A 25,426-nucleotide genomic window follows, 5' to 3' on the forward strand; every position below is an offset into this window, starting at 1 on the left:
CATGTCGACCATCTCCACCCGGCGCCCCGCCGGCCGGACCGGCCCGGGCCGTCCCACCGTGGGCCGCGGCCCGGGGCGTGGCGGCTCCGTCCGGACCCGCAACTCGCTCACCCACCCGCCGCGCACCGGCGCCGTCCTCGTCGCCCCGGCGATCCTGTTCGTCGCCGTCTTCGTGCTCGTGCCGCTCGTGTTCGCGCTCTACATCTCGTTCACGAACTGGCCCCTGATCGGCCCGTACCGGTTCATCGGACTGCAGAACTACCTGACGCTGTTCCAGGACCCGACGTTCGTGCACGCGATCGGCTACACGCTGCTGTACACGGCGATCGTGACCCTGCCGATCCTGGCGCTCGGGTACTTCCTCGCCGTGCTCGTCCGGGCCCGTCGCCGTGGCAGCACGATCCTGCGGACGGTGTTCTTCCTGCCGTACGTGGTCGGGCTGACGACGCTCTCGTTCATGCTCGTGCTCGAGGCGCAGCCGAACTCCGGGGCGGTCAACATGGTGCTCCGCTGGCTCGGGATCACCGACGGCAGCACCGCGTGGCTCGTGAACGGTCCGCTGGCGACACTGCTCATCTGCGTGCTCGTGGTCTGGGCGGTGTCCGGGCTGACCATGGTGCTGCTCATGTCGGCGATGCAGGGCGTCCCCGACGAGGTCTACGAGTCGGCGCAGCTCGAGGGGGCCTCCTGGTGGCAGACCGAGCGCCTCATCACGTTCCCGATGATCCGATCGACCGTGGCGCTGAGCGTCATCATCTCGGTGATCGGCTCGCTGCTCGCCTTCAACCAGTTCTACATCCTGACCCAGGGCGGGCCGGGCACCGAGACCACGACGATCGTGAACGCGATCTACAACCGCGGGTTCGTGAACCTGCAGCTCGGAGCGGCGACCGCCCAGTCGATCGCCCTCGTCGTGGTGATCGCCGCCGTGACGGTGTTCCAGTTCTGGGCACTGCGAGAGAAGGACTGACGCCATGAGCACCACGACCTCCCGTGCGGCCCTCGCGGCGCTGGACCTGTCCACCAGGACCCTGACCACCACGGGTGACGGCCGCCGTCGGCGCCACCAGCAGGGCAGCGTCCAGCATCCCCGCGACACCACCGTCAAGCGCACCCTGTACGCGATCGCCGGCATCGGTTCCGCGCTCGTGTTCGGCGTCCCGCTCATCTGGTCGATCCTGCGGGCGTTCCAGTCCGAGGCCGTCATCACGCAGGCCCCCGACCCGGCGACGTTCTTCCAGCTCGGGTGGCAGAACTTCGCCGCCGTGTTCGCCTCGTCGTCGCACCTGCTCACCGGCGTCGTGAACTCGCTCATCGTGTCGATCGCCACGGCGGTGCTGACCGCGGTGATCGCGACCATGGCGGGCTACGGGTTCGCGCGCTTCCGGTTCCGGGGCGCCGGGCTCGTGTTCGGCCTGGTGCTGCTGACGATGATGGTGCCGTTCCAGGCCATCCTCACGCCGCTGTACCTCGAGATGAACGCCATGGGGCTGACGAACTCGCTGCTCGGGCTCGTGCTGTTCTACACGACCGTGAACCTGCCGTTCGGGGTGTTCGTGATGCGGAACGCGTTCGAGTCGATCCCCACCGAGCTCGAGGACTCGGCCTTCGTCGACGGGGCCTCGCGCTTCCGGGTCGTCGTGTCGGTGCTCCGCCCGCTGCTCCTCCCCGGGGCGGCGACCGCCGCGCTCTACGCGTTCCTGGCGTCGTGGACGGAGTTCCTCGGAGCCCTGACGTTCCTGACGAAGGACTCGCTGTACACGCTGCCGGTCGCGCTGCTCAACCTGCAGACCGGCGCGTACGGGCAGGTGTCGTACGGCAACCTCGTCGCCGGGTCGGTGGTGGCGATGATCCCGTGCATCGCGCTGTACGTCGGGTTGCAGAGGTTCTACGTCGCCGGGCTGTCGTCCGGGGCGTTGAAGGGCTGACGGTCGGGTCAGCTCGGGGTCGCGCGCGGTCTCGCACCGTGCGCGGCCCCTCGGTCGGTGCGGGGTTGGCCGCGGCCTCGCACCGTGCGCGGCCGCTCGGTCGGTGCGGGGTTGGCCGCCCGGTGCGGGGTTGTAGCGCCGCACCGAGCGATCAACCTCGCACCGGCCGCACAACGCCGCACCGTGCGCCGCGGGCCCGCGCACGGGAGAACCTCGCACCACCCGCACACCTCGCACGGTGCGAGGGGGCGCTACGTGCTTCGCCGCACCACCAGCTCGGGCGCGAGCAGCGTCTCGTCGCGGGGCTCCCCCTCGACCAGGGCCCGCACGGTGTCGAGCACCCGCTCTCCCATCGCCCGGAAGTCCTGCCGCACGGTGGTCAGCGGCGGCGTGAAGTGCGCGGCCTCGGGGACGTCGTCGAAGCCCACCACCGCGATGTCGTCGGGGACCCGCAGCCCCTCGTCGGCGAAGGCGTGCAGCACCCCGAGCGCCATCTGGTCGTTGCCCGCGAAGACGGCGTCGACCGTCCCCACGTCGATGTGCCGGGCGGCCGCGAAGCCGCTCGCCGGGGTCCAGTCGCCCTCGAGCACGACCGGTTCGAGCCCGGCGTCCTGCATGATCCGCACGTAGGTGGCCCGGCGCACCTCGGACTCCTGCGACACGTGCGGCCCGGCGATGTGCACGATCCGGCGGTGTCCGCGGTCGAACAGGTGCTGCATGACGAGCGAGGTGCCGGCCGCCTGGTCGATCGCGACGGCGGCGACGCTCGGCGCGACCGGGGTCCGGACGGCGTCGCGCTGCACGGCGTTCGACACCACGACGGGCACCGTGACCGGCACGGTGAGCGACGCGAGGGCGTCGAGCACCCGGTTGTCGGCGGCGACGAGCACGATCGCGGCGACGTCCTGCGCGAGCAGCGTGGTGAGCGCCCCGGACAGGTCGGACGGCCGCGGTTCCTCGGGCAGGGTCGACAGCAGCACGTGGTAACCGGCGGAGCGGGCCGCCCGTTCGAAGCCGATCGAGGTGCTCGACGGGCCGTACAGCGCGTCGCCGGCGGTGATGATGCCGAGCGCCTTGCTCCGCCCACCGGCGAGCGCCCGGGCGGCGGCGCGGGGCCGGTACCCGAGCTCGGTGACGGCGTCGGTCACCTGCGTCCGGAACTGCTCGCGGACGGTCGGATCGCCGTTGATCACGCGGGAGACGGTCTGGTGGGACACGCCGGCGCGTTCGGCGACGTCGAAGATCGTCGGGGCCTTCCGGCGCTTGCCGCCCCTGCCCTCGGGGGCGGTCGTGGTGCTCACGCGCCAACCGTACCGCTCGGTCCGGTCGCCGCGGCAAGATCACGAAACGGCGGTGTTGAGTTGACACCCCGTCACGGAACCCACAAGATGTGAGCGCTCACACGAGCGCATCCCACGGGGCACAGCAGCCCCGGCACCCGACCGCGTCGAGGACGACGCGAAGGAACAGAGGTACTTCGATGATGAAGCGCAGGATCATCGCGGGCGTCGCAGCCGTCGGCATCGCGATCTCGCTGGCCGCTTGCTCGGCCGGCGGCCGTGCGTCCACCGATGGTGGCGGCAGCGGCGACAACAAGGGCGCCCTCGTCGGCGTCGCCATGCCCACCAAGGTCTCCGAGCGGTGGATCAAGGACGGCAACGCCGTCAAGAGCGACCTCGAGAAGGCCGGCTACAAGGTCGACCTCGAGTACGGCGACAACAAGGTCCAGCAGCAGGCCCAGCAGGTCAGCAACATGATCACCAAGGGCGCGAAGGTCCTGATCATCGCGTCGATCGACGGCGGCGCGCTCTCCGACCAGCTCGACGCCGCCGCCAAGGCCGGCATCAAGGTGATCTCGTACGACCGCCTGCTGACGGGCAACAAGAACGTCGACTACTACGTGTCCTTCGACAACGAGAAGGTCGGCGTCGACCAGGCGAACAGCCTGCTCACCGGCCTGGGTGTGCTCGACGCGGACGGCAAGAAGACCGGCGAGAAGGGCCCCTTCAACATCGAGGTCTTCGCCGGCTCACTCGACGACAACAACGCCGGGTTCTTCTTCAACGGCGCCATGAAGACGCTCAAGCCGTACCTCGAGGACGGCACGCTGAAGATCCAGTCCGGCCAGGACGAGCTGTCCCAGGCCGCGACGCAGCAGTGGGACCCGGCCACGGCCAAGGCCCGCATGCAGAACCTGATCGCGAAGTCCTACTCGGGCGGCACCACGCTCGACGGCGTGCTCTCGCCGTACGACGGCATCTCGATCGGCATCATCTCGGCGCTCCAGGGCGCCGGGTACGGCACGAGTGACCGCCCGCTCCCGACGGTCACGGGCCAGGACGCCGAGGCCGCCTCGGTCAAGTCGATCATCGCCGGCCAGCAGTACTCGACGATCTACAAGGACACGCGCAAGCTCGCCAAGCAGTCCGTCACCATGGCCGAGGACCTGCTCACCGGCAAGGACCCCGAGGTCAACGACACGAAGAGCTACGACAACAAGGTCAAGGTCGTCCCGACCTTCCTGTTCCAGCCGACGGTCGTCACGAAGGACAACTACAAGGAAGTCCTCGTGGACTCCGGGTACTACACCGAAGCCGACCTGAAGTAGTCAGGCCCATCTCACGGACCGGAGGCGCGGTGCCAGCCCGCACCGCGCCTCCAGTCCGTCTCCACCAGCGCGCGCACGCGCGCACGACGGAAAGGCGTCCACATGGCGGACACCATCCTCGAGATGCGGGACATCACCAAGACGTTCCCCGGCGTCAAGGCCCTGCAGGGCGTCTCGATCGAGGTCGAGCGCGGCCAGGTCCACGCGATCTGCGGCGAGAACGGCGCGGGCAAGTCGACGCTCATGAAGGTGCTGTCGGGTGTCTACCCGGCCGGCTCCTTCGACGGCGAGATCCTGCTCGACGGCGAGCCCGTGCGGTTCGCGAACATCAACGACTCCGAGGCTGCGGGCGTCGTCATCATCCACCAGGAGCTGGCGCTCAGCCCCTTCCTGTCGATCGCCGAGAACATCTTCCTCGGCAACGAGCAGTCCAAGGGCGGCTTCATCGACTGGAACAAGACGAACCTGACGGCCGCCGAGCTGCTCAAGCGCGTCGGGCTGAAGGACAACCCCGTCACCAAGGTCGTCGACCTCGGTGTCGGCAAGCAGCAGCTCGTCGAGATCGCGAAGGCGCTCTCGAAGGAGGTGAAGCTCCTCATCCTCGACGAGCCCACCGCCGCGCTGAACGACGACGACTCCGCGCACCTGCTCGAGCTCATCCGCTCGCTGCAGGCCGAGGGCATGACGGCGATCATCATCAGCCACAAGCTCAACGAGATCAAGGCGATCGCGGACAAGGTCACGATCATCCGCGACGGCAAGACCATCGAGACGCTCGACATGCGGGCCGACGACGTGTCCGAGGACCGGATCATCCGCGGGATGGTCGGCCGTGACCTGTCGAACCGGTACCCCGAGCGCGAGAACCCCGTCATCGGTGAGGAACTGCTGCGGATCGAGGACTGGACCGTCCACCACCAGCTCGACTCGTCGCGCGAGATCATCCACCAGGCCAACCTCAACGTCCGCGCCGGCGAGGTCGTCGGCATCGCCGGGCTCATGGGCGCCGGCCGCACGGAACTCGCGATGAGCGTCTTCGGTCAGTCCTACGGCACCGGCATCAGCGGCACCGTCTACAAGCGCGGCACCCCGATCAAGACACACACCGTCTCGCAGGCGATCGACAACGGCATCGCCTACGTCACCGAGGACCGCAAGCGCTACGGCCTGAACCTGATCGACGACATCAAGCGGAACATCTCCGGGTCGGCACTCGGCAAGCTCGCCAACTGGGGCTTCGTGAACTCCTCGGAGGAGACCACCGTCGCGACCCAGTTCCTCAAGAGCCTCAACATCAAGGCGCCGAACGTCGACGTCGTGACGGGGAAGCTCTCCGGCGGGAACCAGCAGAAGGTCGTCCTGTCGAAGTGGATGTACGCCGACCCCGACGTGCTCATCCTCGACGAGCCGACCCGTGGCATCGACGTCGGCGCGAAGTACGAGATCTACACGATCATCAACCAGCTCGCCGACCAGGGGAAGGCGGTCATCGTGATCTCCTCCGAGCTCCCCGAACTGCTCGGCATCTGCGACCGCATCTACACCCTCTCCGAGGGCACCATCACGGCCGACGTCCCGCGCGCCGAGGCGACGCCCGAGGTCCTCATGCAGTACATGACCCAGGAACGGGAGACCCCTGTCAATGAACGCGCTTAAGTCCGCCGTCGGCTACCTCACCGGGCAGCTCCGACAGATCGGCCTGTTCATCGCGCTGATCGTCATCGTCATCTTCTTCCAGGTGACCACGAACGGCATCACGCTGGCCCCGATCAACGTCTCGAACCTGATCGTCCAGAACAGCTACATCCTCATCCTGGCCATCGGCATGGTCATGGTCATCATCGCCGGCCACATCGACCTGTCGGTCGGGTCGGTGGTCGCCTTCACCGGTGCCATGGCCGGCGTGATGATCACGCAGTGGAACATCCCGTGGCCGATCGCGGTCGTGCTCTGCCTGGTGGTCGGTGCACTCGTCGGCGCCTGGCAGGGCTTCTGGATCGCGTACTTCGGGATCCCGGCGTTCATCGTGACGCTGGCGGGCATGCTCGCCTTCCGCGGCGCGGCCCAGATCGTGCTGCAGAACCAGCAGATCTCGCCGTTCCCCGCCGGCTTCCGCTCGCTCGGCTCCGGCTTCCTGCCGTCCTTCGGCACCACCGGGTACGAGCCGCTCACGATGATCCTCGGCTTCGCCGCTGCGGCCGTCATGGTGATCGCCGCGTTCCGCGGTCGCATCACGCGGCGCAAGTACCAGCTCGAGAGCGAGCCGTTCGCCTGGTTCATCGTGAAGACGGCGTTCGGCGCCGTGCTCGTGATCTACGTGGCGCTCCTGCTCGCCAGCTACAACGGCACCCCGATCGTGCTCGTCGTGCTCGGCGCCCTCGTGGTGATCTACTCGGTCGTCATGCGGAGCGCGGTGTTCGGCCGCCACATCTACGCGATCGGTGGAAACGCCCTGGCGGCGCAGCTGTCGGGTGTGAAGACGAAGCGCGTCACGTTCCTGCTCTTCGTCAACATGGGTGTCATCTCGGCCCTGGCGGGCGTGGTCTTCACCGGCCAGCTCAACCTGGCGGCACCGGGCGCGGGCAACGGCTTCGAGCTCGACGCCATCGCCGCCGTGTTCATCGGTGGCGCTGCCGTCACCGGTGGCATCGGCACCGTGCCGGGCGCCATCGTCGGTGGTCTGATCATCGGCCTGCTGAACAACGGCATGTCGATCCTCGGGGTCGGCACCGAGTTCCAGTCCCTGATCAAGGGTCTGGTGCTGCTCGCCGCCGTCGCGTTCGACGTGTTCAACAAGCGCCGGGCGGCGTCCGCGCGCAAGTAGCGTTCGCGCGCGTTCGCGTGTTCGCGTGTTCGCTTGGTGAGCAGAAACGGTCGGGTCCTCGATGGGGACCCGACCGTTTCTGCTCACGAACGCGACAGGACGGCCCAACCCCCGGCCGGGAGGCGCAGGGTCCCGTCCCCGAGATCGGCCCCGCCCGCCTCGACCTGCGTCGCGTCGGCCACGGGCACCTCGACGGGTTCGTCCGACAGGTTCAGGGCGGTCACCACGGCGGCATCCGCCGTCGCGGTCCGCAGCACCACGGCGGTGTTGGTCAGGTGCACGACGTCGGTGTGTGCGCGGTGCAGCCACGGGTTCCGGCGACGCAGGGCGATGAGCGCCTCGTACGCGTGGGTCAGGTCCGTCGGCTCCGGCACCTCGGCCGGGAACTCCGGGCGGACCGCGTCGTCGCCGCCCTCGCGTTCCTCCTTCACCCCGGTCCAGCCGTACTCGTCGCCCGCGTAGACCACCGGGGTCCCCGCCACCGTGAACAGCACCGCGGCGGCGTGCCCGGCGAACCGCTCCCCCACCGCGCTCGCGATCCGGGTGACGTCGTGGTTGCCGACGAACGTCGTCGGGGCGAAGGTGGCCAGCAGCGCGTCGTGCCGCTCGATCGCGTGCGCGAGCTCGTGGCCGTTGCGGTCCGCGATGCCGTGCCAGATCCCCTGCCACAGCTCGTACTGGGTCAGCGAGTCCATCGTCGAGTCGCGTGCGATCACCGCCGCGTCGCCGTGGATCACCTCGCCGCTGAACCAGGCGTCCGGGAACCGCTCCCGCACCCGCGGCAGCACCCGCGCCCAGAACGCCGGCGGCACCGCGTACGCCGCGTCGAGCCGCCAACCGTCGACGCCGCGGGCCAGCCAGTGCGTCATGACCTGCACCACGAGGTCCTCGGTGGCACGGCTGTCGTGGTCGAGCGCGACGAGGATGTCGTGGCCCTCGAACAGTCCGACGGGCACCGGCTGCCCCGGCTGCCACCCGGACCAGTCGATGGCGAACAGGTCGGCGGTCGGCGCCTCCGGGCCGTGATCGGACAACACGGTGAAAGCCGGGTGCTCACGGCCGACGTGGTTGAACACCCCGTCCAGCAGCACCCGCACGCCCCGCTCGTGCGCTGCGGCGACCAGGGCGTCGAAGTCGGAGTCGTCGCCCAGGCGCGGGTCGACGCGGAAGTGGTCGACCGTGTCGTACCCGTGGGTAGAGCTCGCGAACACCGGGCCGAGCAACAAACCGTTCAGACCGAGGTCGACGACGTGGTCGAGCCACCCGGTCAGGCGGTCGAGGCGGTGTTCGAGCGGACGCTCCCCCACCGGTGACGCAGGGCGGACCTCGGCGCCGACGAAGCCGAGCGGGTAGACGTGCCACCACATCACGTGCTGGACCCAGGCCGGCTCGGACGGACGGGCGGGGGCGGTGTCGGGGTTCACCGCTCCGATGCTGCCAGGCGCACCTGGACCGTGTGCGTGGTCGCTGTGTGCCGCCCTGCCGAGCAGGACGAGGATGGGGCCATGGGACGGGCGATCAGGACGGAAGCCGACGCGTCGGCATCGGAGTCGGCACACGCCGAACGGACCTGCGCCTCGTGCGGGCGACGGATGCCGTCCTCGGCGGCACCGGAGGCGAAGTGGTGTTCGGCAGCCTGCCGCCGACACGGTCTCGACGACACCGACCGGGCCCTCGAGCAGCGCATCGACGAACTGCTCGCGGCACGGGCACGGACATCGAGCATCTGCCCGTCCGAGGTCGCACGCTCACTCGACCCGGACGACTGGCGACCGCTGATGGAGCCCGCACGTCGAGCCGCCCGGCGCATGGTCGCGCGCGGCGAGGTCGAGATCACCCAGGGCGGGTCCGTCGTCGACCCGTCGACCGCCAAGGGCCCGATCCGCATCCGCCGTCCGCGGTGATCCGGGTCGCGGCGCGCCTGTTTCAGGTGTGCTCGTGAACCGTTCGGATGAGCCGTTCGAGCGCGGTCACCAGCGACCGTGTCTTCTCCTGGGTCACACGCGACGTCGAGTACTGGAAGTTCGTCTTCTCATCGGTCAGGCGCTTGAAGTGCAGGCCGGGTCGGGTGTCCGGTGCGCAGGCCGTGTCGAGCAGCCGACGAGCGGCGGCGTGGTCGTCGCCGAGGTGGTGGTGGCCGAGGATCGCACCGCAGATCGCGTCCGACGCCGCTATCCCGCCGAGCACAGCGTTCGCACCGGCGGCTTTCCAGTCCGCGTGACTCGTGGACTCGACGGAGAGGAGCGCGACCTCGAGGTAGGCCTGCGCTTCGTCGCGGCGCATCGCGACTGCGGCCCGGTCGACGGCGCGCACGCGGGCGCCCATCAGATGTACGTCCTGATCTCCTCGCCGAAGACTGTTCGGGCTTCTTCTCGCCACGACCCGACGAGCGGGTCTCCCTCGGCCACGAACCGACGGAGATCAGCGCGGGTCACGTCGAAGACCTGGCACTCGTTGCCGGTCCACCGCCGGACGAGGTCACCGAGGCGGACGACGACGTCGGTGTCGACGGTCTGCTCGAAGACGACGAGGAGGTCCAGGTCGGACGCCGGCGTCGCGGTGCCCCGCGCGACTGACCCGAAGATCGAGACCGAGAGGACCCCGGCCTCCGCCGACTCGACGTAGGCGCCGATCCGACGTTCGAGTTCGTCGCTGGCTTCGAGGCCGAGTTCCACCGCTGGCCAGAGCAGGTGTTCCCGGTTGACCCGGTAGGCAGAGTGCTGGAGACCACGCTCGACCTGCACGAGCCCTGCTGCCTCGAGCTTGTCGAGCGCGCGTTTGATGCCGGTGTGCTGCGCAGCGCCCGCGACCCGCGCCACCTGGCGTCCGGTCATGCCCGAATCGGTCCGGGCGAGGACGCGGAGCGCGTCGGCCTGTGTGGCTCCCAGCAGCGTGGCGAGTGGTTGCACGAGTTGCATGTTGGTTCCTCCGCGAGGAGTGTACCGCTCAACGGTACAAGTGGTGCGTTTTTGTGTACACAGGCCAGTCGCCGGGACGCGGTGAGGGAACACGTGTCGCCCAACGTGGGTTGCATCGAGGGATGACTGCAACCGGATCGACCGAACCGACCCCTGCCCGCCGCGAAGCCCTGGTCGTCGGAGCCAGTGGCATCACCGGTTCCGCCCTGGTGCGCCACCTGCTCGACCTCGGCTGGGACGTGACGGCACTCTCCCGCCGACCGCTCGCCGAACAGGGCGTCCGGACCGTCGCGGCCGACCTGCGCGACCCGGAGAGCCTGACGGCCGCACTCGCCGACGAGCACCCGACCCACGTCTTCTTCACCGCCTGGCAGCGGCAGGACACCGAGGCGGAGAACATCCGCGTGAACGGCGGCATGGTCCGCGACCTGCTCGCCGCACTGTCGCACGCTCCGCTCGAGCACGTCGCCCTCGTCACCGGCCTGAAGCACTACCTCGGCCCGTTCGAGGCGTACGCCGCCGGCGAGATGCCCGACACCCCCTTCCACGAGGAGGAGCCGCGCCTCGACACCCCGAACTTCTACTACGCGCAAGAGGACGAACTCTTCGCAGCCGCGGAGCGCCAGGGGTTCACCTGGTCGGTGCACCGCTCCCACACGGTGATCGGGCACGCCGTGGGCAACGCCATGAACATGGGCCTCACACTCGCCGTGCAGGCCACGCTGGCGAAGGAACTCGACCTGGACTTCGTGTTCCCCGGCAGTGAGGCGCAGTGGAACGGCCTCACCGACATGACCGACGCCGGCATCCTCGCCGAGCACATGGTGTGGGCCTCGACGTCACCCGAGGGTGCGGACGAGCCGTTCAACATCGTGAACGGTGACGTCTTCCGGTGGCGCTGGATGTGGCCGCGCCTGGCCGCGCACCTCGGTGTCGACCCCGCGCGCGTGGTGGGCTACGAGGACGCTCCGCGACCGCTCGAGGAGCAGATGGCGCCGTACGAGTCCGAGTGGGCCGGCATCGCCGAGCGCCACGGTCTCGCCGAGGCCGACATCACCCGGCTCGCCTCGTGGTGGCACACCGACGCCGACCTCGGTCGTGCGATGGAGGTCGTCACCGACATGGGGAAGAGCCGCGACGCCGGGTTCACGGCGTTCCGCCGGACCGAGCAGGCCTTCGCGGACCTGTTCGCCCGGTACCGGGCCGACCGCCTCATCCCCTGATCCGTCGGGGGCCGGTCAGAAGGCGTACCGGATCCGGCAGGACGGCAGGTGCTCGGCCACGAGTTCGCGGAAGCGCTCGACGAGCTGCCCCTTCATGCCGGACCGGTAGCGCACGTTCACGGCACCGTTCTGGGACACCTTCTGCTCCTGCAGGTCCGGACGCCACAGCAGGTCCTCGGCCTTGGGGTGCCACCCGAGGTTGACCTCGTGCAGGGGCTGGTTGTGGGTCAGGAAGATCACCTCGGCCGCGAGCTGCGCCTTGGCGCCCGGGGACAGCACGTCGTCGACCTGCCGGAGCAGCTCGGCCCAGTCCGACTCCCACGTCGGCGTGAGGATGACCGGTGAGAAGTTCAGGTGGACCTCGTAGCCGGCGTCGACGAAGTCGTTCGCCGCGGCGATCCGCTCGGCGATCGGGCTCGTACGGATGTCGGTGACCTTCGCGGTCTCGTGCGGCATCAGTGAGAAGCGGATCCGGGTCCGGCCCATCGGGTCCCAGTCGAGCAGGTCGCGGTTGACGTACTTCGTGGCGAACGAGGCCTTGGCCGTCGGCGTCATCCGGAACAGGTCACAGAGGTCGCGGACGTTGTCGCTGATCATCGCGTCGACCGAGCAGTCGCTGTTCTCGCCGATGTCGTAGACCCAGGACTCCGGGTCGCACTGGTTTGGTTCGGTCTTCGGCCCCTGCTTGGCGATGTTCCGCGCCACGTGCTTGGTGATCTGGTCGATGTTCGCGAACACGGTGACCGGGTTGCTGTAGCCCTTGCGCCGCGGCACGTAGCAGTAGGCGCACGCCATCGCGCAGCCGTTCGCGGTGGACGGTGCGATGAAGTCGGCGGAGCGACCGTTCGGCCGGGTCACCAGCGACTTCTTCACGCCGAGCACGAGCGCCTCGGTCTTGATCCGCACCCAGCGCTGGACGTTCCGTTCGTCGCCGTGCACCTCGGGGATGTTCCAGTGCGACTCGACCGGGACGATCTCGGCGTCCGGCCAGCGCCCGACGATCTCCTGCCCACGCTGCAGTTCGAGGGCGGCCGGCTCGGCGTAGATGCGTCGGACGTCGAGCATCGGGCGGACGCGTTCGTGGCTCATCAGCTCCTGTCTACCCGGCACCACCGACGGTGCAGACTCGCACCATGACCGCTGAACCCGACGACCACTTCTTCGTCGTGGACGGCCGACGCTGGCGCCGCACCGACCCAGCCCTGCCCGAGGAACTCGCCGCCGCGCTCCGCCGCCACCTGGGGCGCGGGCGCAACGCCGTGAAGACCGCGAAGCGCGCGGGCGATGACGAGGCCCTGGCGGCGGCGCGGCACCGGAACGGCCTGGCCAAGCACGGCCTGGGCGAACGCGGCCCCGAGTGGTGGACCCGCCCCGAGGCCGACCGGATCGCCGACGCCGAGCGCGCCCTCGCCGACCTGGACGCCCTCGACCGCGACTGATCCTTCCCATGACGCCCGCGATGGAAAGCGGAATCGGGCGTCCCTGGTCGAAACTTCCGACCAGGGACGCCCGATTCGACCAGGTACGCCCGATTCGACCAGGTACGCCCGATTCGACCAGGTACGCCCGATTTGAGCAGGTACGCCCGATTCGACCAGGTACGCCCGATACGACCAGGCCGCGCGCCCGCGACTAGGCCTCGGTGTGACCCAGGTCGGGCTCGACGAGCAGGCACGCGGTGCGGGACGCGGCGGCGTGCAACTCGAGCACGACGAGCTCGTTGCGACCGTGGCGGAGCACCGGCCCCGGGATCGCCAGGGTCTGCTGCGGGCCTCGCGACCAGTACCGACCGAGGCAGAACCCGTTGACCCAGGCGACGCCCTTCCGGAACCCGTCGAGCGACAGGTACCGGTCGTCCACGGTGTCCAGGTCGAACGAGCCAGCTGCGAACGTCGGCCCGGCGAGCACGTCGCCGCCGGTCGGAGCGACCTCGGACAGCGCGCTCACGGCGTCCGGCGCGATGGGGTCGAGGGCGAGCGGCGACGCCGTCCAGCGGGCCACCGGGACGCCGTTGATCGAGACGCCCCCGATCAGGCCCTTCGGCTCGCCGATGCGGACGCCGTAGTCGACGCGGCCCTGGTCCTCGACGAGGAGCTCGAGCGTGCCGGTCACCGGCGGCAGGGTGATGGCGCGGTCGTGGTGCTCGCGCTCCAGGACCCCGACGACGACACCGTCGGCCGACACGATCGCTCGGTCTCGCACCTCGGTGCCGACGGTCAGCACCCCTCCGGCGGGCAGGTCGACCTCGGCGCGGTAGGCGACGAAGCCGCTCGCGGCTCCGAGGGCGTCGAAGGTCGGCGGCTCGTCGTGCGCGGACCACGCCGTGAGCGTGGGCAGCAGGGAACGGAGCGACGCGACGCGGTCCAGACGGACGGCGAGGTCCGTGGCGGGGGTGATCCGGGCCTCCAGGCCGTCGCCGGACTCGGCCACGGGACCGAGGCGACCCGACCCACCAGGCTCCATCGTCGCGGGCAGCGGCGGGACGGGCGCGTAGCGCGCGATCACCGCGCGGAAGGCGTGAAACTTCGACGTCGGCCGGCCGGCCTCGTCGACCGGGGCGTCGTAGTCGTACGACGTCGCGATCGGACGGTAGACGCCCTTGTCGTTCGCACCGTTCGTGAAGCCGAAGTTCGTGCCGCCGTGGAACATGTAGATGTTCACCGAGCCGCCGGCGGCGAGCAGGACGTCGAGGTCCTCCGCGCTGGCGGACGCCGGCGTGGTGTGGTGGTGCTCGCCCCAGCTGTCGAACCAGCCGTCCCAGAACTCCGAGCACATCAGGGGCCCGGTGGGCTGTGCCTGCCGCAGGCGCTCGAGCCGGGCGGCGGAGCGTGAGCCGAACGAACCGGTCTTGTGCAGCGAGGGCAGGGAGCCGTCCTCGAGCATCGTGCCCATCGGCTGGTCGACGCTCGTGAAGGGGACGGTCAGCCCGATGTCGCGGTGCATCTGCTCGAGTGCGCGCAGGTACTCGGGGTCGGAGCCGTAGGCGCCGTACTCGTTCTCGACCTGCACCAGGACGATGGGCCCGCCCTGGTCGATCTGCCGCGGGACCAGCACGGGGGCCAGGTGCTGCAGGTACGTCTGGACCGCTGCGAGGAACCCGGGCTCGTTGCGCCGGACACCCACGGAGCCGTCCGCGAACAACCAGTACGGCAGGCCGCCGTTCGTCCACTCGGCACAGATGTAGGGGCCGGGGCGGACGATGGCGTGCATGCCCTCGGCGGCGACGAGGTCGAGGAAGCGGCCGAGGTCCAGTCCACCCGACAGGTCGAACGCCCCGGGCGACGGCGCGTGCGCGTTCCAGGCGACGTAGGTCTCGATGGTGTTGAGGCCCATCAGCTTCGCCTTGCGGATCCGGTCGGCCCACAGGTCGGGGTGCACGCGGAAGTAGTGGATCGCGCCGGACAGGACCCGGTGCGGCTCGCCGTCGAGCAGGAAGTCGGTGTCGCCGATGGCGAAGCGCATGGTGTGGTTCTTTCGTTGCCGGCCAGGCCGGGCGTGGAGCCGGGCCGGGCGTGGAGCCGGGCCGGGCGTGGAGCCCGGCCGGGCGTGGAGCGGGGCCGTGCGGACGTGTCCGCACGGCCCCGCGGGGATGCTGTCGAACTACTTCGACGAGACCGTGAAGCCCTGGTCCTTGCCGTACTTGGCGAGGGCCTTCTGCCAGGCCTCGAGGCCGGCGTCGAGCGAGGTGCCGTTCTCGTACGCCTGACCGACGGTGTCGGCGTAGACGCTGTTCGCGTACACCTGGTACGGCAGGTAGGTGAAGTCGTTGTCCGAGGACTTCGACGCGTCGACGAGCACCTTGTTGATCTGCTGGCCGCCGAAGTACTCCGGCTTCTCGTCGAGGAACGCCGACGAGTCGAGGTCAGCGGTGGTCGACGGGAAGCCGCCGGACTCCATGAAGACCTTCGTGGACTCCTTCGAGGAGTTCAGCCACTTGAGGAAGCCCGCCGCGAGGGCCGGGTTCTTCGACTGCTTCATGACGACCTGGGCGCTGCCGCCGTTGTTCGCGGTCTGGGCGGTGCCACCGTCGTAGGTCGGCATCGGGGCGACGCGCCAGTCACCCGAGGCCTGGGCGACGCCGGACTCCAGGTTGCCGGGCATCCAGGCGCCGGTGATCATCGTGGCGATCTCACCGTTGCCGAGCTGCTTGTACCAGTCGTCGGTCCAGCCGACCGTCTTCGACAGCAGGCCCTGCTCGACGAGCTCGTTCCAGGTGCTCGTCCACTTCTTGGTGCCCTCGTCCTGCAGGTTGATGGTCACCTTGTCACCGTCGGTGGTGAAGGGGGTGCCACCGGCCTGGGCGATCATGCTCGTGGTGAAGCCGGCGTCGCCGGAGTCCGCCGCGATGTAGGCCTTCGGGTCCGCCTCGTGCAGCTTCTTGGCCGCGGTGACGTACTCGTCCCAGGTCTTCGGCACGGCGATGTCGTGCTTGTCGAAGACCTTCTTGTTGTAGAACAGCGCCATGGGGCCGGAGTCCTGCGGCAGGCCGTAGACCTTGCCGTCGATCGACACCGAGCTCCAGGTGCTCTTCGCGAAGTCCTTCTCGAGCGAGTCGAAGCCGTAGCTCGACAGGTCGAGCAGCGACTCGGACAGGGCGAACTGCGGCAGGGCGTAGTACTCGACCTGGGCGACGTCGGGGGCGCCCGAGCCGGCCTTGATCGTGTTCTGCAGCTTCGTGTACTGGTCGGCACCGGTGCCGGCGTTGACGAGCTTGACCTTCACCTTGGGGTACTGCTTCTCGAACGCGGCGACCTGGGCCTTCGCCGACGGGGTCCACGACCAGTAGGTCAGGGTGCCACCGTCCTGCAGGGCCTTGTCGATGTCGTCGGCCGATCCGCCGGAGCCGGAGCCGCCGGAGGCGCACGCGGCGAGGGCGATCGCGGCGGTGACGCCGATGGCGAGGGCGCTGAGCCCGCGCCGGAGACGCTTGTTCATGGGAGTGCCTTTCACTTCTTCGTGGAGGGGGTGGTGCTGCTGTGTGCCGGACCGGGCGGCGCGGGGCGGGGTCGCCGTGCGCCTGGTGTCCGAGGGGTCAGGCCTTGACCGACCCGGCCGCGAGGCCGGACTGCCAGAAGCGCTGGAGGAAGAGGAACGCGACCACGATCGGGATGATCGTGAGGAGCGATCCCGTGACGACGAGATTGTAGATCGGCTGCGCGCCGGACCCGGTGGCCTGCGCGTTCCACTGGTTCAGGCCGACCGTCAGCGGGTACCACTTCGGGTCGCTCAGCATGATGAGCGGCAGGAAGTAGTTGTTCCAAGTCGCGACGACCGCGAACAGCAGGACGGTGACGACACCGGGCGCGAGCAGGCGGAGCGCGATCGTGAAGAAGATCCGGAACTCACCGGCGCCGTCCATGCGGGCGGCCTCGAGCAGTTCGGCCGGGATCGCGTCGACCGCGTAGGTCCAGATCAGGTACATGCCGAACGGGCTGATCAGCGAGGGCAGGATGATCGCCCACGGGGTGTTGGTCAGGCCGACCTGCGAGAACAGCAGGAAGGTCGGGACCGCCAGGGCCGTGCCGGGGACCGCGATGGCGCCGAGGACGACGGCGAAGACCGCGCGGCGGCCGGGGAACTGGAACTTCGCCATGCCGTAGCCCGCGACGGTGGCGAGCAGGGTGGCCCCGCCGGCACCGACGACGACGTAGAGCAGCGTGTTGCCGAACCACTGCAGGAAGATGCCGTCGTTGTACGTCAGCGTGTCGACGATGTTCTGCCAGAGGTTGAAGTCCCCGCCGAACCACAGACCGAACGTGGAGAGCAGCGACGCCTGCGTCTTCGTGCTGTTCACGAGCAGGTAGAACAGCGGCGCGAACGAGTACACGACGAAGACGACCATGACCGCGGTGAGCAGGCCGGAACGCTTCGGCTTGCGTCCGCCTTCCGCGGTGCGGAGCTGCCTGGAGGCGCGGATCGAGCGGGTGCGCGGCGCACGTTGCGTCGTGGTCGCCTCGGTCACCGTGGCCGCTGCGGGCCCGGCGGGGTGCTGGATGGTGCTCATCGGTTCTCCTCGCGGGTGCCGCGGACCTGGACGACGTAGGCGATCACCGCGGTGATCACGCCCATCACGATCGCGACCGTGGCGGAGTAGTTGAACTGCTGACCGCTGAAGGACAGCGAGTAGGCGTACATGTTCGGGGTGAAGGCGCTGCCGATGACGTTCGGGGCGAGCGTCTTGAGCAGGTTCGGCTCGTTGAAGAGCTGGAAGCTGCCGATGATCGAGAAGATCGTGGCGATGACCATCGGGCCGCGGAGCGCCGGGAGCTTGATCGAGAAGACCGTGCGCATCGGGCCGGCGCCGTCGAGCTCGGCCGCCTCGTACAGCTCACCGGGGACGGTGCGGAGTGCGGCGTAGAAGATCAGCATGTTGTAGCCCAGGAACTCCCACGTGACCACGTTGCCGATCGACGTCAGGACCCAGCTCGGGCTGAACGGCTGCAGCAGGTCGATGCCGAGCGCGTCGTTCGCGGCGCCCGTCAGACCGAACTGGTTGCCGTAGATGAAGCCCCAGATCAGGGCGGCGACGACACCGGGGACGGCGTAGGGCAGGAACACCGCGATGCGGAAGAAGCTCGTCCCCCACAGTCGGGCGCTGTCCAGGGCCAGGGCGGCGACGAGCGCGAGGCCGAGCATGATCGGCACCTGGACGACCAGGAAGATCGCGACCCGGCCGAACCCGGACCAGAACTTGGCGTCCTGGAAGAGCTGCACGTAGTTGGCGAACCAGACGAACTGGTTGCCGCCGATGAGCTGGTCGCGGAACAGGCTGAGCCAGAGCGCGTAGCCGATCGGCACGATGAGCATCAGGACCAGGACGACGACGAACGGGCCGACGAACAGCCATCCGGTGAACCGTCCCCGCGGCTTGGGGCGGCGGCCGGCCGGGCGCTCGGCGGTGGGGCGCGGTGCTGCCTCACCGGGGCGCGCTGCGAGCGTGCTCATGTGACTCCTTCGTCTGCTGCGTTCGGGTGGTCGATGTCGGCGGCTCGGCCCGGGCCGGATCAGGGTGTCCGGGCGGTCACCGATGTTGACGTCAACATCGAACGACGCGACGATAGCATGGCAACGTCAACATGCGCTAGCGTCCGGGGAGGCCGACCGCTCGGCCCCTCGATCCGGAAGGAGCGCCAGCGTGACGATGGAGTCCCCCGCCGGCACCCGCCGCGCCCCCTCGATGGCCGCCGTGGCCGACGTCGCCGGAGTGTCGATGCAGACGGTCTCGCGCGTCGCCCGGGGCTTCGACAACGTCAGCCCGGAGACCCGCGACCGCGTCCAGCGCGCGATGGAGTCCCTCGGCTACCGGCCCAACCGTGCCGCCCGTGCCCTGCGCTCCGGCCGCTTCCGCACCATCGGCGTGATCATGTTCACGCTCGCGTCCTTCGGCAACATGCGCACGCTCGAGGCGATCGCCGACGCCGCCGGGGTCGCCGACTTCACGATCACCCTGCTGCCCATGGCCTCGCGCACCGAAGCGGGCGTCCGCTCCGCGTTCTCGCGCCTGCACGAACAGGCCGTCGACGGCGTCGTGATCATCATCGAATCGCACATCATCGACACCGCCGAGGTCGTGCTGCCCGACGGCGTGCCGATGGTCATCATCGACTCCACGGGCAGCACCGACCACCCCGCGATCGACACCGACCAGGCCGACGGCGCCCGACAGGCCACGCAGCACCTGCTCGACCTCGGGCACGAGACCGTCTGGCACGTCGCCGGGCCGGAGTCGTCGTACTCGGCAGCCCGTCGCCTCGCCGCGTGGCAGGACACCCTGACGCGCGCCGGTCGACCGGTCCCCCCGGTGTTCCGCGGCGGCTGGACGACCGAGCACGGCTACGAGGCCGGGCTCGAGATCGCCGCACGCCCGGAGATCACCGCGGTCTTCGCCGCGAACGACCAGACCGCCCTCGGTGTCCTGCGCGCCGCCCACGAGTCCGGTCGCCCGGTGCCGTCGTCGCTCAGCGTGGTGGGGTTCGACGACTCCCCCGAGTCCGACTCGTTCTGGCCGCCGCTGACCACCGTGCACCAGTCCTTCGACGAGGTCGGCCGCCGAGCGGTCGCGAACCTGCTCGCCCAGATCGACGGCGAGCGGGTCAGCGTCGCGGCCGACCTGGTGCCGGTGCGGCTCGTCGAGCGCGCGAGCACGGCGGCACCGCCGACGCGCTGACGCGGCGCGCGTTTCGCGCTCACCGACACATCACGTGCGCACGCCCCCGTGATCTGTCGCCCAGCACGTGAACTCGCGCACACGCCGGACAGGAGGCCCGGTGCCAGGCCGCCACGGGCCTCCCGTCCGCCGCGCCGCGACGCCACGGCCCTTTCCGCGAAAGCGACAGAATCGCGCCGAACGTCCGTGGAGAACTGTCGCTTTCGCGGACCTGACCAGTCTCCCTGCCGGCCACCTGTCGCTTTGGCATCCACGCGCCGGACGGGAGGCCCGGTGCCAGGCCTCCACGGGCCTCCCGGCCGCCGCGCGGGCCACGTCACGGGCCCAGCGACAGTCCACGCGCCCGTCACCCCGTGAACTGTCGCCCAGCACGTGAACTCGCGCCGCCCGCCGCGCCCCCGCAACGAGCAGAGGACGTCGGGCGCGAGCGCCCGACGTCCTCTGTGCTCACTCGACGCCCGCCGTGGCGTGCGCCGAGGCGCTTTGTCAGCCGATCGAGACGGCGGTCCAGGAGACCGGCGGGAGCTCGATCGTGACGGTGTCGCCCTCGCGGCGGACCGACTCGTTCGTGCGGAGCGCCACGCGCGAGGTGTTCTCCAGGTCGTTCACGGCGTGCAGGTCGTCGTCCCAGACGCCCTCGGCGTGGACGTCACCCGTCGCACCGATGCCGGCCATGTCGATCGTCACCGTGGTCGGCTCGGACGGGTGGCGGTTGATCAGGAAGACCGCGGCCTTGCCGTCCTCGGACACGGTGGCGGCGGAGTCCACGACCGGGACCTCGCCGTGCTTGCCACCGTCGACCGTGTCACCAGAGGCCTTGACCTGCAGCGAGGTGCCCTGTGCCAGGCGCGAGGTGACCGAGAACGGGAAGAAGGTCGTCTGGCGCCAGGCCGGGCCACCGGGCTCGGTCATGATCGGGCCGATCACGTTGACGAGCTGGGCGAGCGAGGCCGAGGCGACGCGGTCGGCGTGCCGGAGCAGCGAGATGAGCAGGCCACCCACGACGACGGCGTCGGCGACGGTGTAGACGTCCTCGAGCAGACGCGGGGCGACGGGCCACTCGTCGAGCGTGAAGGTCTTGGCCTTCGCTTCCCACTTCTTGATCGACCAGACGTTCCACTCGTCGAACGAGATGTCGATGCGCTTGTCGGACTTCTTCTGCGCCTGGACGTGGTCGGCGGCCGTGGTGACCGTCTTGATGAAGTGGTCCATGTTGGCGCCCGAGGCGAGGAACGACGGCAGGTCGTCGTCCTCCTCGTAGTAGGCGTGCGCGGAGATGTAGTCGACGTCGTCGTAGGTGTGCTCGAGGACGGTGCGCTCCCACTCGCCGAACGTCGGCATCGACGCCCCGGAGGAACCGCAGGCGACGAGCTCGAGGTCGGGCTGGATCTGCCGCATGGCCTTGGCGGTCATGGCGGCGAGCTTGCCGTAGTCGTCGGCGTTCTTGTGGCCGAGCTGCCACGGGCCGTCCATCTCGTTGCCGAGGCACCACATCTTGATGGCGAAGGGTTCCTGGCGACCGTTCGAACGACGGTATTCGGACAGTGCGGTCCCGGCGTCGATGTTCGCGTACTCGAGGAGCTCGATGGCCTCCTGCGTGCCGCGGGTGCCGAGGTTGACGGCGAGCATGAGCTCCGAGCCGACCTGGTCGAGCCAGTGCTGGAACTCGTGCAGGCCGACCTCGTTGGTCTCGGTCGAGTGCCAGGCGAGGTCGAGGCGGCGGGGGCGCTGCTCGACGGGGCCGACGCCGTCCTCCCACTTGTACCCGGAGACGAAGTTGCCACCGGGGTAGCGGATGGCGGAGACGCCGAGTTCCTTGACGAGTTCGACGACGTCCTTGCGGAAGCCGTGCTCGTCGGCGGTCTCGTGGGTGGGCTCGTGGATGCCGTCGTAGACGTGGCGGCCGAGGTGCTCGACGAACCCGCCGAACAGGCGACGTCGCACCGGCCCCACGGTGAACGCGGCGTCGAGGACGAGGTGTGTGCGGGGCATGGATCTCCTTCGATCGTGGCAGTGCGGTTCGTGCGGGGAGCGGGTGGGGCCACGGACGGGAACCGAAGCGGGCCGTCACGAAAGTGAGCGCTCACCTGACCGAAACGCTACCGGGTTCCACGCCGTCGCGAAAGGGGTGGCGGATGCCGGGAGCGAGCGCTAATGTGAGCGCTCACGGAGCACCGGAAGGTCGTTCCGTGTCCGGAGCAGCAGTGCTCCGGGTCCGGAGCAGCGATGCTCCGGCGGGAGCACCGACCCTGTTCCCGAGCCCGGCCCATCCCGATGGAGTGATGCCATGCCGATCCCACCCGCAACACCCGCGTCGCGCCTCTCGCGCCGGGGCTTCCTCGCCGCCGGCGCAGCGGCCGCGACGGTCCTGCCGCTCGCCGCCTGCTCGAGCCCCCTCGCCGCCGGCCTCGCCGGCAGCGCACTCAACCCCGAGACCCTCGTCTTCTGGAACCTCTTCGGCGGCGGCGACGGCGTCCGCATGCAGACCATGGAGGACGGCTACGCGAAGCAGCACGGCGGCTCGAGCGCGCTGCAGGGCACCACGTTCGCGTGGGGCAACCCGTACTACTCGAAGCTGACACTGGCGACCGTCGGGAACAAGCCGCCGGACGTCGCGGTCGCGCACCTGACCCGCGCGAAGCCGCTCTGGGACGGTGACCTGCTCGACCCGATCACGTCCGACGACCTGGCGAGCGTCGGCCTGAGCGCCGCCGACTTCAACCAGAAGGCCTGGGCGGCGCAGAAGACCGACGGCAACAACATCGCGGTCCCGCTGGACACCCACCCCTTCGTCCTCTTCTACAACGTCGACGTCTGCAAGAAGGCCGGCCTGATCGACGGCGACGGCAACCTCGTCGACCTCAACGGCATGGACAACTTCGAGAAGGCCCTCGCCGCGGTCGCCAAGGTCACCGGCGGCACGGCGCTCAACGTCGCGAACGTGGTGCCGGAGACGGCCACCCCGTGGCGCTTCTTCTGGACCATGTACAACCAGCTGAAGGACGCCACCCCGTTCATCAGCGACGGCGGATCGAAGCTCACCGTCAACGAGGACGCCTACAACGAGGTCACGAGCCGCACCCAGAAGTGGGTGAAGGAGGGCTGGCTGAACAAGGCCCTCGACTACGCCACCGCGCAGTCGCTCATGTTCGACGGCAAGGCCGGCTTCTTCATGCAGGGCGAGTGGGAGATCAGCACCGCGCAGTCGATCAAGGGCCTGAACTTCGGCATGGCGCCGATCCCCCAGCTCTACGACAAGCCGGCGACCCAGGCGGACTCGCACACGTTCGTCCTGCCGAAGAAGGCCCGCACGCCGGAGCAGCGCAAGCAGCACATGCTCTTCATCAAGCAGATGCTCGAGCAGAGCCTGACGTGGGCCGAGGGCGGGCACGTGCCGGCCTACATCCCGACGTTCGACAGCGCGGCGTACAAGAAGCTCACGCCCCAGTCGAACTACGCGGCCGCAGCCGAGACCGCCGTGTTCGACGACGCCGCCTGGTACGGCGGGTCGGGTTCGACGTTCGAGGGCACGGTGGGCGCCCAGCTCGCCCTCGTGCAGCAGGGCAGCTCGTCCCCAGCGCAGGCCCTCAGCGCCATCAAGTCGCAGCTCGCGACGTACCTCAACACCCCGAGCCCCCTGTGACCCGGCACGCAACCACCCGGCCGGACCACCCCGGGCAGACGACCCCCGCGATCGCCGTGAACACCGCGCGAAAGGCACGATGACGTGACCACAGCACCTGTCCTCGACCGGCCGACCGACGCGGCCACCGCGCCGCGTCTCCGCCGGAACCGCTCCTACGGCTCCAGCGTGAACCGCGGCCAGGGCCGCAGCGGCTGGCTGTTCCTCGCCCCGTTCGGCCTGTTCTACGTGGCCTTCCTGCTCGGCCCGACGGTCTGGATGATCGTCACGAGCTTCTTCAACACCTCGACCGTCCGCACCGGGCTCGGCAGCTTCGCCGGGTTCGCGAACTACGCCGAGATGCTCGGGCGCAGCGACTTCTGGTCGTCGCTCTGGCACACGCTGCAGTTCACGCTGTACACGACCCCGCCGCTCGTCATCCTGGCGTTCGTGTTCGCCGTGCTGACGAACCGGATGAACCGCGGGCAGTGGTTCTTCCGTCTGGCGTTCTTCCTGCCGTTCATCCTGCCGTCGGCGACGATCTCGCTGATCTGGGTGTTCATCTTCACGCCGAGCACCGGTCTGTGGGCGAGCCTGCAGTCGGCGATCGGCATGACGCCCGGCTCCGGCATGCTGTCGAGCCCGAACACGGCCATGATCGGTGTCGCGATCGCCACGGTGTGGTGGACCCTCGGCTTCAACTTCGTGCTGTACCTGGCCGGTCTGCAGGAGATCCCGCGCGAACTGTACGAAGCGGCCGCCGTCGACGGTGCGTCGAACTGGCAGCAGATCAAGTCGATCACGCTCCCCCTGCTCGGCCGCACGACGACGCTGGTCGTCCTGCTGCAGATCATCGCGAGCCTGAAGATCTTCGACCAGGTCTACCTGATGACGAACGGCGGGCCGGGCATCTCGACCCAGGTCTCCTTGCAGCTCATCACGGGCGTCGGCTTCACCGACAACCGGCTCGGTGCCGCATCGGCCGCGTCGGTCCTCCTGTTCATCGTGATCGTGGCGATCGCGGTCATCCGGCAGCTCGTCGAGCGCGCTGCCGCCAAGCGAGAGATCGGGGCCTGACATGACCGCCACCGAGAGCATCACCACCGGCCGCAAGCTCCGCACCGGCGTCTCGTCCGCCGCTCCGACGAGCGCCGCGAAGATCGGCGTCAGCGGTCGCGGCTTCACGATCGCGTCGGGGATCGTCCTGACGATCTTCGCGATCATCTGGCTCATCCCGAGCGTGTTCGCCCTGAAGACGTCGCTGTCCGACAACGGCGTCGCCGCCCTCGGCGCGAACGCGATCCTGTCGAACTGGAACCCGACGCTGCACTCGTACTCGTCGCTGTTCCAGGCCGGCGACATCTGGAACTGGTACCTCGCCAGCGCAATCACGAGCGTCGTCACGGCGGCACTCACCGTGCTGTTCGCGTCGATGGCGGCGTTCGCCCTGTCGCGGCTGGTGTTCCGCGGCCGCAACATCGCGTTCCTGCTCATCATCCTCGGGATCATGATCCCGACGCAGGTGCTGATCATCCCGATCTTCCAGGAGCTCAACGCGGTCGGCCTGCTCAACACCTACTGGTCGGTGATCTTCCCGCAGGTGCCCGCCGTGATCGCGGTGTTCATCTTCAAGCAGTTCTTCGACGGCATCCCCAAGGAGCTGGAAGAGGCCGCGCGCATCGACGGCGCCGGCATCTGGAAGGTCTACTGGTCGGTCATCCTGCCGCTGTCGCGTCCCGTGATCGCGGCCGTGACGATCCTGACCTTCGTCGGGGTGTGGAACAACCTGCTGCTGCCGCTGTTCGTGCTGTCCAACCCGGACCTCATGACGATCCCGGTCGGGCTCGCCACGGTCCAGGGCAGCTTCGGGCAGCGCTACGCCGACATCCAGGCCGGTGCGATCCTCGCGGCGCTGCCGCTGATCATCCTCTACCTGATCTTCCAGCGGCAGATCGTGGAGGGCGTGACGGGCTCGGGCCTCAAGGGCTGACGCCACCCCACCACGGACGGGAGGCCCGGTGCCAGCTGGCACCGGGCCTCCCGTCCGTCCGTTGGTCGCGTCGCGGGCGCGGCGCGGCTGGCGCTTTCGGGCGTACCTGGCGGAACCGGGCGTACCCGGTCGGAAGTTCCGTGGCG

The 25,426-nt window shown here is 69.3% G+C and carries 22 protein-coding genes; 12 read left to right on the plus strand and 10 right to left on the minus strand.

Features of this window, described 5'->3' with window-relative positions; all coding sequences use genetic code 11:
* Nucleotide 1: 1 nt before the first annotated feature.
* Complete coding sequence (locus DEJ11_RS13770; protein WP_071247863.1) at nt 2-970, plus strand: carbohydrate ABC transporter permease; 969 nt, start codon at nt 2-4, stop codon at nt 968-970.
* A gap of 4 nt (nt 971-974) precedes the next feature.
* The gene (locus DEJ11_RS13775; RefSeq protein WP_111104285.1) at nt 975-1,928 is read left to right on the plus strand and encodes a carbohydrate ABC transporter permease; all 954 of its coding nucleotides are present in this window, start codon (nt 975-977) and stop codon (nt 1,926-1,928) included.
* A 251-nt stretch (nt 1,929-2,179) separates the two neighbouring features.
* Here the strand turns inward: DEJ11_RS13775 and DEJ11_RS13780 are convergent, their stop codons facing one another.
* On the minus strand, nt 2,180-3,229 hold the full coding sequence (locus tag DEJ11_RS13780) for a LacI family DNA-binding transcriptional regulator (protein ID WP_071404246.1): 1,050 nt from the start codon (nt 3,227-3,229) through the stop codon (nt 2,180-2,182).
* Nucleotides 3,230-3,408: 179 nt separating this feature from the next.
* Here DEJ11_RS13780 and chvE point away from each other — a divergent pair, with 179 nt between their 5' ends.
* The 3 genes from chvE to mmsB all read left to right on the plus strand — a co-directional run bounded on the left by chvE (nt 3,409) and on the right by mmsB (nt 7,360).
* Nucleotides 3,409-4,536, plus strand: coding sequence for a multiple monosaccharide ABC transporter substrate-binding protein (chvE, locus tag DEJ11_RS13785; protein WP_111029920.1), 1,128 nt, complete (start codon nt 3,409-3,411; stop codon nt 4,534-4,536).
* Between the two features lie 102 nt (nt 4,537-4,638).
* Nucleotides 4,639-6,192: a multiple monosaccharide ABC transporter ATP-binding protein gene (mmsA, locus tag DEJ11_RS13790; protein WP_027466161.1), complete on the plus strand. Its 1,554-nt coding sequence runs from the start codon at nt 4,639-4,641 to the stop codon at nt 6,190-6,192.
* Complete coding sequence (mmsB, locus tag DEJ11_RS13795; protein ID WP_027466160.1) at nt 6,179-7,360, plus strand: multiple monosaccharide ABC transporter permease; 1,182 nt, start codon at nt 6,179-6,181, stop codon at nt 7,358-7,360. Before mmsA ends, mmsB begins: the two co-directional genes overlap by 14 nt.
* An 83-nt stretch (nt 7,361-7,443) precedes the next feature.
* On the opposite strand, the gene DEJ11_RS13800 is transcribed toward mmsB, so the two are convergent.
* Nucleotides 7,444-8,784, minus strand: coding sequence for an alpha-amylase family glycosyl hydrolase (locus DEJ11_RS13800; RefSeq protein ID WP_258375486.1), 1,341 nt, complete (start codon nt 8,782-8,784; stop codon nt 7,444-7,446).
* Nucleotides 8,785-8,865: 81 nt separating this feature from the next.
* Here DEJ11_RS13800 and DEJ11_RS13805 point away from each other — a divergent pair, with 81 nt between their 5' ends.
* Nucleotides 8,866-9,264, plus strand: a complete 399-nt coding sequence (locus DEJ11_RS13805) for a DUF3253 domain-containing protein (RefSeq protein ID WP_111023514.1) — start codon at nt 8,866-8,868, stop codon at nt 9,262-9,264.
* Nucleotides 9,265-9,286: 22 nt separating this feature from the next.
* Here DEJ11_RS13805 and DEJ11_RS13810 read toward each other — a convergent pair whose 3' ends face one another.
* Both DEJ11_RS13810 and DEJ11_RS13815 read right to left on the minus strand, forming a co-directional pair.
* Nucleotides 9,287-9,685, minus strand: coding sequence for a hypothetical protein (locus DEJ11_RS13810; RefSeq protein ID WP_111104287.1), 399 nt, complete (start codon nt 9,683-9,685; stop codon nt 9,287-9,289).
* Nucleotides 9,685-10,278, minus strand: coding sequence for a nucleotidyltransferase domain-containing protein (locus DEJ11_RS13815; RefSeq protein WP_111104289.1), 594 nt, complete (start codon nt 10,276-10,278; stop codon nt 9,685-9,687). Before DEJ11_RS13815 ends, DEJ11_RS13810 begins: the two co-directional genes overlap by 1 nt.
* Nucleotides 10,279-10,400: 122 nt before the next feature.
* Here DEJ11_RS13815 and DEJ11_RS13820 point away from each other — a divergent pair, with 122 nt between their 5' ends.
* The gene (locus DEJ11_RS13820) at nt 10,401-11,501 is read left to right on the plus strand and encodes an SDR family oxidoreductase (protein ID WP_111104290.1); all 1,101 of its coding nucleotides are present in this window, start codon (nt 10,401-10,403) and stop codon (nt 11,499-11,501) included.
* Nucleotides 11,502-11,516: 15 nt separating this feature from the next.
* Here DEJ11_RS13820 and DEJ11_RS13825 read toward each other — a convergent pair whose 3' ends face one another.
* Nucleotides 11,517-12,590, minus strand: coding sequence for a spore photoproduct lyase family protein (locus DEJ11_RS13825; protein ID WP_111092966.1), 1,074 nt, complete (start codon nt 12,588-12,590; stop codon nt 11,517-11,519).
* A gap of 44 nt (nt 12,591-12,634) precedes the next feature.
* Between DEJ11_RS13825 and DEJ11_RS13830 the strand changes: the two genes are divergently transcribed.
* Nucleotides 12,635-12,940 carry a biopolymer transporter Tol gene (locus DEJ11_RS13830; protein WP_111104292.1) on the plus strand — a complete coding sequence of 102 codons (306 nt, stop codon included), beginning with the start codon at nt 12,635-12,637 and terminating at the stop codon, nt 12,938-12,940.
* A 193-nt stretch (nt 12,941-13,133) separates the two neighbouring features.
* Here the strand turns inward: DEJ11_RS13830 and DEJ11_RS13835 are convergent, their stop codons facing one another.
* From DEJ11_RS13835 to DEJ11_RS13850, 4 genes are all read right to left on the minus strand, one after another.
* Complete coding sequence (locus tag DEJ11_RS13835; RefSeq protein ID WP_111104294.1) at nt 13,134-14,963, minus strand: glycoside hydrolase family 35 protein; 1,830 nt, start codon at nt 14,961-14,963, stop codon at nt 13,134-13,136.
* Between the two features lie 138 nt (nt 14,964-15,101).
* Nucleotides 15,102-16,436: an ABC transporter substrate-binding protein gene (locus tag DEJ11_RS13840; protein WP_181242986.1), complete on the minus strand. Its 1,335-nt coding sequence runs from the start codon at nt 16,434-16,436 to the stop codon at nt 15,102-15,104.
* Nucleotides 16,437-16,533: 97 nt separating this feature from the next.
* Entirely contained in the window at nt 16,534-17,505 is a 972-nt protein-coding gene (locus DEJ11_RS13845) for a carbohydrate ABC transporter permease (protein WP_027466151.1), read from the minus strand.
* Complete coding sequence (locus tag DEJ11_RS13850; RefSeq protein ID WP_027466150.1) at nt 17,502-18,446, minus strand: carbohydrate ABC transporter permease; 945 nt, start codon at nt 18,444-18,446, stop codon at nt 17,502-17,504. The genes DEJ11_RS13845 and DEJ11_RS13850 overlap by 4 nt, the downstream gene beginning before the upstream one ends.
* Nucleotides 18,447-18,642: 196 nt before the next feature.
* Between DEJ11_RS13850 and DEJ11_RS13855 the strand changes: the two genes are divergently transcribed.
* Nucleotides 18,643-19,668, plus strand: a complete 1,026-nt coding sequence (locus DEJ11_RS13855) for a LacI family DNA-binding transcriptional regulator (protein WP_181440873.1) — start codon at nt 18,643-18,645, stop codon at nt 19,666-19,668.
* 486 nt (nt 19,669-20,154) lie between these two features.
* Here the strand turns inward: DEJ11_RS13855 and arfA are convergent, their stop codons facing one another.
* Nucleotides 20,155-21,660: an arabinosylfuranosidase ArfA gene (arfA, locus tag DEJ11_RS13860; protein WP_111104296.1), complete on the minus strand. Its 1,506-nt coding sequence runs from the start codon at nt 21,658-21,660 to the stop codon at nt 20,155-20,157.
* 295 nt (nt 21,661-21,955) lie between these two features.
* Here arfA and DEJ11_RS13865 point away from each other — a divergent pair, with 295 nt between their 5' ends.
* From DEJ11_RS13865 to DEJ11_RS13875, 3 genes are all read left to right on the plus strand, one after another.
* Nucleotides 21,956-23,311 (plus strand): extracellular solute-binding protein, encoded by a 1,356-nt coding sequence (locus tag DEJ11_RS13865; protein WP_111104297.1) that lies wholly within the window; start codon nt 21,956-21,958, stop codon nt 23,309-23,311.
* A gap of 84 nt (nt 23,312-23,395) precedes the next feature.
* Nucleotides 23,396-24,367, plus strand: a complete 972-nt coding sequence (locus DEJ11_RS13870; protein WP_027466146.1) for a carbohydrate ABC transporter permease — start codon at nt 23,396-23,398, stop codon at nt 24,365-24,367.
* Nucleotide 24,368: 1 nt separating this feature from the next.
* Nucleotides 24,369-25,280 carry a carbohydrate ABC transporter permease gene (locus tag DEJ11_RS13875; protein WP_027466145.1) on the plus strand — a complete coding sequence of 304 codons (912 nt, stop codon included), beginning with the start codon at nt 24,369-24,371 and terminating at the stop codon, nt 25,278-25,280.
* Nucleotides 25,281-25,426: the final 146 nt, after the last annotated feature.

The sequence above is a fragment of the Curtobacterium sp. MCLR17_058 genome (assembly GCF_003234705.2).
GTDB classification, from domain to species: Bacteria; Actinomycetota; Actinomycetes; order Actinomycetales; family Microbacteriaceae; genus Curtobacterium; species Curtobacterium flaccumfaciens.